The organism is Actinomycetota bacterium (assembly GCA_040905475.1).
Classification (GTDB): Bacteria; Actinomycetota; AC-67; order AC-67; family AC-67; genus DATFGK01.
On record JBBDRM010000100.1, the window covers coordinates 96,157 to 103,772 of the forward strand.

The 7,616-nt window shown below is 63.4% G+C and carries 13 protein-coding genes; all 13 read right to left on the reverse strand.

What is annotated here, in order from left to right; genetic code table 11:
- Positions 1 to 15: 15 nt before the first annotated feature.
- The 13 genes from WEB06_11915 to WEB06_11975 all read right to left on the reverse strand — a co-directional run bounded on the left by WEB06_11915 (position 16) and on the right by WEB06_11975 (position 7,404).
- Complete coding sequence (locus WEB06_11915; GenBank protein ID MEX2556327.1) at positions 16 to 138, reverse strand: hypothetical protein; 123 nt, start codon at positions 136 to 138, stop codon at positions 16 to 18.
- Positions 128 to 577 carry a GNAT family N-acetyltransferase gene (locus WEB06_11920; GenBank protein MEX2556328.1) on the reverse strand — a complete coding sequence of 150 codons (450 nt, stop codon included), beginning with the start codon at positions 575 to 577 and terminating at the stop codon, positions 128 to 130. Before WEB06_11920 ends, WEB06_11915 begins: the two co-directional genes overlap by 11 nt.
- A 9-nt stretch (positions 578 to 586) precedes the next feature.
- Positions 587 to 1,573 (reverse strand): hypothetical protein, encoded by a 987-nt coding sequence (locus WEB06_11925; GenBank protein MEX2556329.1) that lies wholly within the window; start codon positions 1,571 to 1,573, stop codon positions 587 to 589.
- Entirely contained in the window at positions 1,570 to 1,767 is a 198-nt protein-coding gene (locus tag WEB06_11930) for a hypothetical protein (GenBank protein MEX2556330.1), read from the reverse strand. Before WEB06_11930 ends, WEB06_11925 begins: the two co-directional genes overlap by 4 nt.
- Positions 1,768 to 1,770: 3 nt before the next feature.
- Positions 1,771 to 2,157, reverse strand: a complete 387-nt coding sequence (locus WEB06_11935; protein MEX2556331.1) for a DUF4345 domain-containing protein — start codon at positions 2,155 to 2,157, stop codon at positions 1,771 to 1,773.
- Between the two features lie 128 nt (positions 2,158 to 2,285).
- A complete protein-coding gene (locus tag WEB06_11940) occupies positions 2,286 to 2,420 on the reverse strand; it encodes a DUF2442 domain-containing protein (protein MEX2556332.1) in 135 nt (44 codons plus the stop codon).
- Between the two features lie 123 nt (positions 2,421 to 2,543).
- A complete protein-coding gene (locus WEB06_11945; GenBank protein ID MEX2556333.1) occupies positions 2,544 to 2,789 on the reverse strand; it encodes a DUF6429 family protein in 246 nt (81 codons plus the stop codon).
- A gap of 76 nt (positions 2,790 to 2,865) precedes the next feature.
- Complete coding sequence (gene pip, locus WEB06_11950) at positions 2,866 to 3,855, reverse strand: prolyl aminopeptidase (protein MEX2556334.1); 990 nt, start codon at positions 3,853 to 3,855, stop codon at positions 2,866 to 2,868.
- 129 nt (positions 3,856 to 3,984) lie between these two features.
- Complete coding sequence (locus WEB06_11955; protein ID MEX2556335.1) at positions 3,985 to 4,179, reverse strand: hypothetical protein; 195 nt, start codon at positions 4,177 to 4,179, stop codon at positions 3,985 to 3,987.
- 128 nt (positions 4,180 to 4,307) lie between these two features.
- A complete protein-coding gene (locus WEB06_11960; GenBank protein MEX2556336.1) occupies positions 4,308 to 4,706 on the reverse strand; it encodes an SRPBCC family protein in 399 nt (132 codons plus the stop codon).
- A 76-nt stretch (positions 4,707 to 4,782) separates the two neighbouring features.
- Positions 4,783 to 5,595, reverse strand: coding sequence for an alpha/beta hydrolase (locus tag WEB06_11965; protein ID MEX2556337.1), 813 nt, complete (start codon positions 5,593 to 5,595; stop codon positions 4,783 to 4,785).
- A 95-nt stretch (positions 5,596 to 5,690) separates the two neighbouring features.
- A complete protein-coding gene (locus WEB06_11970; GenBank protein ID MEX2556338.1) occupies positions 5,691 to 6,143 on the reverse strand; it encodes a PaaI family thioesterase in 453 nt (150 codons plus the stop codon).
- A 931-nt stretch (positions 6,144 to 7,074) separates the two neighbouring features.
- Complete coding sequence (locus WEB06_11975) at positions 7,075 to 7,404, reverse strand: putative quinol monooxygenase (protein MEX2556339.1); 330 nt, start codon at positions 7,402 to 7,404, stop codon at positions 7,075 to 7,077.
- Positions 7,405 to 7,616 lie beyond the last annotated feature (212 nt).

The following is a 7,616-nucleotide window of genomic DNA, read 5'->3' on the forward strand; positions in this document are numbered from 1 at the left end:
GCAGCCGTCCGGGTTCTAGCGCGGGAGAGTGTTCCCCCACGCGATCAAGGCCGCGACGACCACGATGAGCACGGCCGTGAAGAGCCCCTTGCTGCGGGCGTTCCGGAGCCAGATCTTGAGCCGCGGGTTAGGTGCCATCGTTCAGATCCTTGATGAAGGAGCGGAGCAATTCCGCCGTCCGAAATCCGAGGGCTTCATGTGCTTCGGCAGACGCGACGTTCTCCATTAGAGCATCGGATCCGAGCTGTGTGTACCCACGGCTCCGTGCCCAGTCCTCGGCGGCGCCGACGAGCATCCGACCGACGCCTTTCCCTCGCGATCCGGGCTCGACGAACCAGCCTTCGATGAACGGGGCCGACACAGAGTCGGCGCCGGGCACATACGGGCGAACCGAGAGCTCGAGGAAGCCGACGGCCTCGTCCCCTTCCCATGCCAGGAAGCCGGCCGCGATCACGGGGGTGCCTCTGTCGAAGAAGTCTCGAACGTCCGCCGCAAGCTCTTCGAGCGGCTGATCGGGCCATAGGGCAAGGCGAAAGCTCGACCAGGTATCCGCGTCTGCCGGCGTGGCCGCGCGCACCTCCACTGCTCACGCTCCCTGCGGCGAGGGTCGTCGATCCCACCACTTCAGCACACGCAGCGCGCGGAGCGTGTTCCAGCGGCTCGGGGCGCCTCGGCGTTCCATCTCGAAGAAGGTCTTCCCGGGGTACGAGTGCTGGGCGATCCAGCGACCGTCATCCCGCCGGCGGGCACGGAGGATCTCGATCGCCTCGGCCAGGCGCGGGTCGGTGGGCGCGTCCACGGCTTGGAAATAGTCGAGCGCGCGCAGGATGTCGTAGTGCCACCGTGGCGGGAACGACACGCGAGTGAACTCGCGCTTGATGATGTCCCCGGTCCGGTGGGAGCGGAAGAGCCGGTGGATCAAGAGGAACTCCCGGCCACGCGATTGCGCCGCCCGGATCGCCCGCACCTTGCGTCCACGGTGGAGCTCATAGAGCCGCAGGCCCTCGAGCGCGTTGATGGTCGTGTGGAACGAGGCGTGCGTCGCGCCACGCGGGCGATCGCAGTTCCACCCGCCGTCGGTCATCTGTTGCGCCAGAAGGTGGTCGGCGATCGTGTCGAGGCGATCATCGCCGTGGTCGAAGTGATTGAGGATCGACAGCACCATCCCAGTGACGCACGTCTCGCTCTGGCCTCGCGATGCGTACAAGCCTCGCGATCCGTAGTTGATCCCGCCGTCCGGACGGAGCCCTTCGTCGAGGAGGTGCGCGCACGCTTTCCGCGCATGCCGGTCCTTCGCCGGCAGGCCGAGGTCGCGGAGCAAGAGCATGGTGTACGTCGTCGAGATCCATTTCGGAGTGTAGAGACTACCGTTCGACGACTTCCCGACCGCCCACGTGCCTTCCGGGTCTTGCCTCGCGAGGAGCCGGGCTCCCCAACCTTCGTGCGCCACCTTCCTCCGCTCTCGTTCGACGGTGCGATCTCCCGCTTCGACCAAGTCGCGCAGCGTCTGCCAGCGGATGGCCGGATCGCCCGCGAGGAGCCAGCGGAGCGACCGGTCGGTCTCCTGCATCACACCAAGGCGCACAGCTCGGCGACGTGCCCACCGGCCTCGACCCCTGGCGCGATGACGAAGTCACAGCCCGCCTCGACCGCTATCTCTTCGGGCGCCTTGGGGGCGAGCTCACGCATCAGGTCTCGCAGCATGTTCGCGACGTCGCGGAGCTCGGGCGCGACGTTGTCGTTCACGAACTTGTCGATCTCGTTCATGTTCTAACAGTCGCTCGACGCTTTCCGAAGGAGTATCAGGGCCGCCACCGATAGCGCGACCTCGAACGTGAGCGCCCCGACCATACCGGCCGTCGCCTCGCCGTCAACGATGAGGCCGAAAGCGCGCGAGGCGGCGACCGCTGAGATGGTCACGGCCAGCAGCATGAGACCCGCGTGATGCCGTGCCGCGTCGTAAGCCGCCCAGATAAGGAACGCGCCGATGCCTAACTGGAGCCCACCGTAGGTGGCACGCAGATCCGTGAGGGCTTCGGGCGCGAGCGGACCGAACCCACTCGGGTCGGTGAGCGTCTCCGGCGAGACGGCGTAGAGCAGGCCGAAAACGAGGAAGACGGCACCCCCGATCCGGAGGAACCAGCGCACGAGCTTCATCGCACGAACTATAGGGCGTCGTCCCGTCCAAGCGGCCGCGCGGCGCCGAACGTGCACGAGCAGGGCTCCTCGAGATCGGCAACTCAGACGGAGAAACGCACGGGCTATCGCAACGCCGAGGTCATTTCTTATGCCGCGGCGCTAGACTTTGCACGCTCATAGAGTGTCTCAGGCGCGATATCGGCCCCGTTCGGCCAAACCATCGCGCCGCCCTCAACAAAGAAGCGTCGAAAGTGCCCGATTCCATGCTTGCGATAGAACATCCGGATCACGATTCCGACGAATATCGAGATGACACGCACGTGGACATGTTACCGGCGAGGTGAGACGGCATAACGACCTGCGGCTCATCGGCCGCGAGTTCTACGGCACCACCGCGACGAGACTCAATCGCTACCCACCCCGAAGTGCTCTTCGAACAACTCTCGAGCCAATCTCTCGCCATCGTCGGTTAGAATCACCGACTTCGCTTTCGACCTTGGGTCCGAGATCAGGCCTCGATCATGAAGACGGTTCATCGAGTCCCAGTCGAACCCCTTCCAGGCACGAGTCACACCTTGGTCCTGGAAGCTGTTCAGGAACAGCAGCGCCAAGACCGCCGCGTCCACCTTCTCGGTGTCGAAATCGGCCACCTGAACTCAGTCCGTAGAACGACCTGACGCGTCAGCGGCCGGACGCGGAAGGCGGACGGTCCGTTGCACGCGCGAGTTAACCAGCAGCGTTTGCCCTTCCGGCGAATCGGTCGGTCGCACGCACGATCTCCCTCTCGATCCCCCGATTGTTGGCTGAGTGGCCAGCGTTGTCAACGACAACCAAATCCGATCGCGGCCACCTGTTGTGAACCTCGGCTGCGATCTCGGTTGGGGCTTGCGCGTCACGCTCACCAGAGATAAGCACAGCCGGGATCGCCTCGAGCTTCTCGATCCCGGCCATGATCCTTCCGTCCCCAACCCAGCCGTCGTGTCTCACGTAATGAGTGACGAGCCTGGCGAAGCACACTGCGTAGGCCGGATCCCGGAAGCGGGGGGCCAACTCCGATGAGGGCGGCCACTGTGAGGTTGCTGACTCCCACAGACACCACTCGTGGGCGGCCTCTTCGCGGACCCGGCGGTCGTTGCTCGCCAACAACTGGCTATAAACCTCGATGGCATCACCTTCGATCCGTGCGCGCGCCACGAGCGCCTGCCGCCGCGCCCAGGCAGCCGGGTGGGTCGATCGCAGCCCTTCGCGGAAGAGCTGATTAAACTCCTCATGCCTGCCCGTCGTCACTCCGAACAGGATCAGCTCGGTTACGCGTTGTGGAAACGCTTGCGCGTACGCCAGCGCCAAGCAACTACCCCAGGAGCCACCAAGGACGAGCCAACTAGGTATCCCCAGGTGATGTCGGAGCCGTTCGATATCAGCGATTTGCGCGTCTGTCGTGTTCGCGGAGAGGTCCGTTGCGGGATCGCTCGCGTAGGGTTGGCTCCGACCGCAATTTCGTTGATCGAACAGGATCACGTTGTACAACGCGGGGTCGAACAACCTGCGGTGCCACTCCGAGCAGCCCGATCCTGGACCGCCGTGTAATACCAGCGCCGGCTTGCCCCGGGGATTTCCGCACGCCTCCCAGTAGAGCTCATCCAGGGCACCAACCGGGAGCGTGCCGTTCGCGTACGGCTCAACGGCTGCGTACAAGGCCGTCACGATCCCGATCAACTCTGCCAGACGGAGGAGTCACGCGCAGGTCACATGGTCTCGGAGTCTAGATAACGACCCTGCGGCTCATCGCACCGAGCCGCACTTGCGCGGCCGGCGTCCGTTGCAGCCGCGAGTTATGTGGCCGTCTCACCGCTCCCCTTTTGCGATGAGCTCCCGAATGGCCGGCACAAGCTCAGCAGGGACTTCCATCACCGTACGAGAGGCGTCGAAGCGCTCCTCGTCCTCGGCGAGAGCCTCCTCATCTGCCTGCTGCTCATAGTGCTCAAGGACGCGGCGCACGCGCTCCTCGTCCCAGCCGGGAGGAAATCGGTTCTCAGTCATCGTCTCCTTCTAAGTCTACGCCGAGAGCCTTGAGCGCCTTCGGGCCGCCGCGAGTTAACTGGCACCGGCCTCTCTCCGCCCCGATTCCGCCTCTCGCTTAACTGTCGCGTTGTGATCGGTAATCAGCTTCAACAAATACCGCCGGAGAAGTAACGAGTCCACGAAGCGACCCACACACCGAACGGCGAAGCAAATGAGACAACATCGATCATCTTCGTCCCATCGCCGTCCGGTTCGAAATAGTGATCGTGTCGAAACGACGCGAATCGACCCGCGACCATCTCGTCTCGAAAGTGGCGAGGACGATCGAAGGCTGTGATCCGACTGGTGTGACGGTGACGCAAACCGAAGTGTCGCGCCTCCCACGTCACTGCATCCCCCGAGTCGAGCAGTCCTGAAGTCTTTCCCGCGATGGCGCGCTCCCTAGAGAAACGCATCGACCTCATATGCAGGTCGACATCGCGAGACAAGTCGAAGCAACGCTCCAGCGGAGCGGCGATCAAAGTCTTTAACCGGAATGACGCCATCCGAAGATCACTGGCCAGTTAACGACCCTGCGAATGAGCCGCGCGAGCGTGAGCGAGCGTCGGCTCCATTCGCGATTTAGGCCGCATCGGCGTCCATACAGAAGCGACGAACATGAGCATTGAACGCCTCGGGTTGCTCCATGTTGCTAACGTGTCCTGCTTTGGGGATGATCGCAAGCTCGGCGGAACCGATGGCGTTGTGAAACTGCTTCGCGATCTGCAGCGGGCTTCGACGATCGTCGTTACCCCAAAGCAGCAGCGTAGGAACGTCGATCTTAGGCAAGAGCTCTCTCGTGTCCATCTCGGCCGATGACCTCGACATCACTCGGAAGCCAACCGGGTGGAACTCGGACATGATGGCCGAGAGTTCATCCCGTGCACCTTCAGTGACACCATCAGTGAACATCCCTGGCAGCAACTTGGCCACGAGGGCCTCGGGCGGCGCTGTTGAGTCACGCAGGCAACTCTCCAGGCGCTCCCTCCAGACGTCTTCCGCAAGCGAGCCCTTCCAGCCAGCATAGGTATCGGCCAGAACGAGGCTGCGCAGCCGTTCGGGGTATAGCCGGTAGAACTCCTGTGCCAGAATCCCGCCCCACGACAGGCCGACGACGTGTGCGCGCATGACGCCGAGGGCGTCCAGGAAGCTGGCAAGAGAACGCGCGTAGTCCGCCGTCGTGAACGACTCAAGGGGGTCAGAAGACGACCCGGCTCCTGGTGCATCCCACGCGACGACCCTGAACCCGTCGGATAGCCCGTGGAGCTGCTGGCTCCAACACCGAGAGTCACAAAGGAATCCGTGAAGGAGGACAAGCGCTACGCCCTGCCCGTTTTCCTTATACGCGATGGAGTGCCCGTCCACCTGCACGAAACTCGACGCGGTATCGCTCATCCCGGTCGGGCTAACGGTATGGCGCGTCAGCGGCCGGACGCCGAAGGCGGACGGTCCGTTGCACGCGCGAGTTGGGCAGCACCAACGACTCGCCGTCACTGAGCGGCTGCAGACTTCCTGTACCGACGCTTCCTCTGCCTTGCAGCACCTTCGGTGAGGATCGTCCCGCTCGAATCCAGGATCGCGGCTGTCGCACGAAAGCCTTGCTCATCCTCCTCGAGCAGTTCCCCGCGCACGACTATCGGTTGCTCGACGGGAACGGGCCGTTTGTAACTGAGACTCAAGTCGGTCGTAACGGTATATGTCTCAGGCGGCCAGAAGAGGTACGCAGCAACCGACACTGCCTCATCGACGAGCACCGCCTGAAAGCCCCCATGTACAACCCCGCCCATGCCGCGGTACGCGGCAGGCACGCTGTACGTCGCCTCAACGGTCTTCTCTGCGGTTCGAGTGAACACCATGGCGAGACTGTCCGATCGCTCCTGACTGCATCCGAAGCACTCATTGCCGCGCAGGTCGAAGACGATGGTCTCACCGATAGCATTCATGCTCAGATCCCTCCGATCTTCTCTTGGCATGGCCTCGGGGCGAGGAACTTATTCTGTCGGCCGGAACGTTATCGGCGCTGATCCCCCTTCGGTCTGCCCAACGACCTTGCGGCTCAGCGGCCGATGCAGCCGCGAGTTATACAGTCACACGAGACTCTCACAAAGTCACGCCCGAGCACGGGGAGCCACCGCCCTCAACCTAGGCCGTATGGCAGATAAGTAGATCAGAGCCCCGAGAGGGCCAGTAGCCAACTGAAGGATGAGCCAGAACGTCGGACGGTGACCAGCAGCTTGCCAAGCCTCATCGGATCGCAGGCTTGCATCAACTGTCCCCCATAGGGGCAGCGCGATAGAGGCGACCGAAACAATCCAGAACGCAAGTTCTCCGCCTGTCATTCGCTTTCCATTCTCCGGTCTGTGTAACGACCCTGCGGCTCATCGGCCGCGATCGGCAACGTAGTGCCGACACGGTCCGTTTCAGCCGCGAGTTATACGGGAACCCCTGAAGTTCGTCACTCGATAGTCTTTCGAATCGCCACCACAGCGAACTCCGCGGCCGAGCCGCCAAGCACGACTACGGCCATGATTACCCCACCGAGAGCGAGCGGTGAGCGAAGATCCCCATCGGATCGAGACAACGACCACGACGGCGCCGATCGCGAGGAGCCATGCCAGGGGGAGAGCGACAAATCCGCCACTCCAGATGAACGCGTGCGCTCCGGCGGCAACGATCAGCGCCGTGAGGCCCAGATACAACGCCAGTCGCTCACGCGAGGATGCCACAGCGGCGGTTCGTTCCATCACAACCGCTCCGTATAACGACCCTGCGGTTCAGCGGTCGGACGGCTGCGAAGTGGGCGGCCGGTCCGTTGCAGCCGCGAGTTAGCCGTCGCCCCTAACCGCCCGGCGTGGAGACCGGCCGCGCGCATGACTACTGTGCGATCCCGGCTCCCGCGAGGACCTGCTCAAGCGTAAGCGTCGAGGCAACCTCGTGGACAGACGCTTCAGGAGGTGCGGCGAAGACGTCGCCAAGTGCAGCCATGAGCTCCCCGAACTGGTTGCGGAAATGGGTGTACACCACGTTCAGGTTCGCCCACTGCTCCACGATGATGAATTTGTTCGGCGCCTCGAGGTCCTCAGCGACTTGATAGCCCTCGCACCCCTCCTCGGCCCTCGTCTGAGCTGCGTTTCGCCGAATCACGTCGAGCCAGCGGTCGCGCTGCTCAGGCTTGATCGAAGCTCTAATGACCTGGATCAACATGCGCTCCCCCTCCTTCCTTCCCTCTCTTGTTTGGCCCCTTCAAAGTACCCTCCCTGCGAGCGAGCGGACAATCGACCTTGGCCCTCGGCAGGTAGGGCTAACGCCCCTGCGGCTCATCGGCCACAATCGCTGCGAAGCGGCGACGCGGTCCGTTGCAGCCGCGAGTTGAACGGCGACCGTCAGCGAGCTTCATCGAGGGGACGGACTGCGAT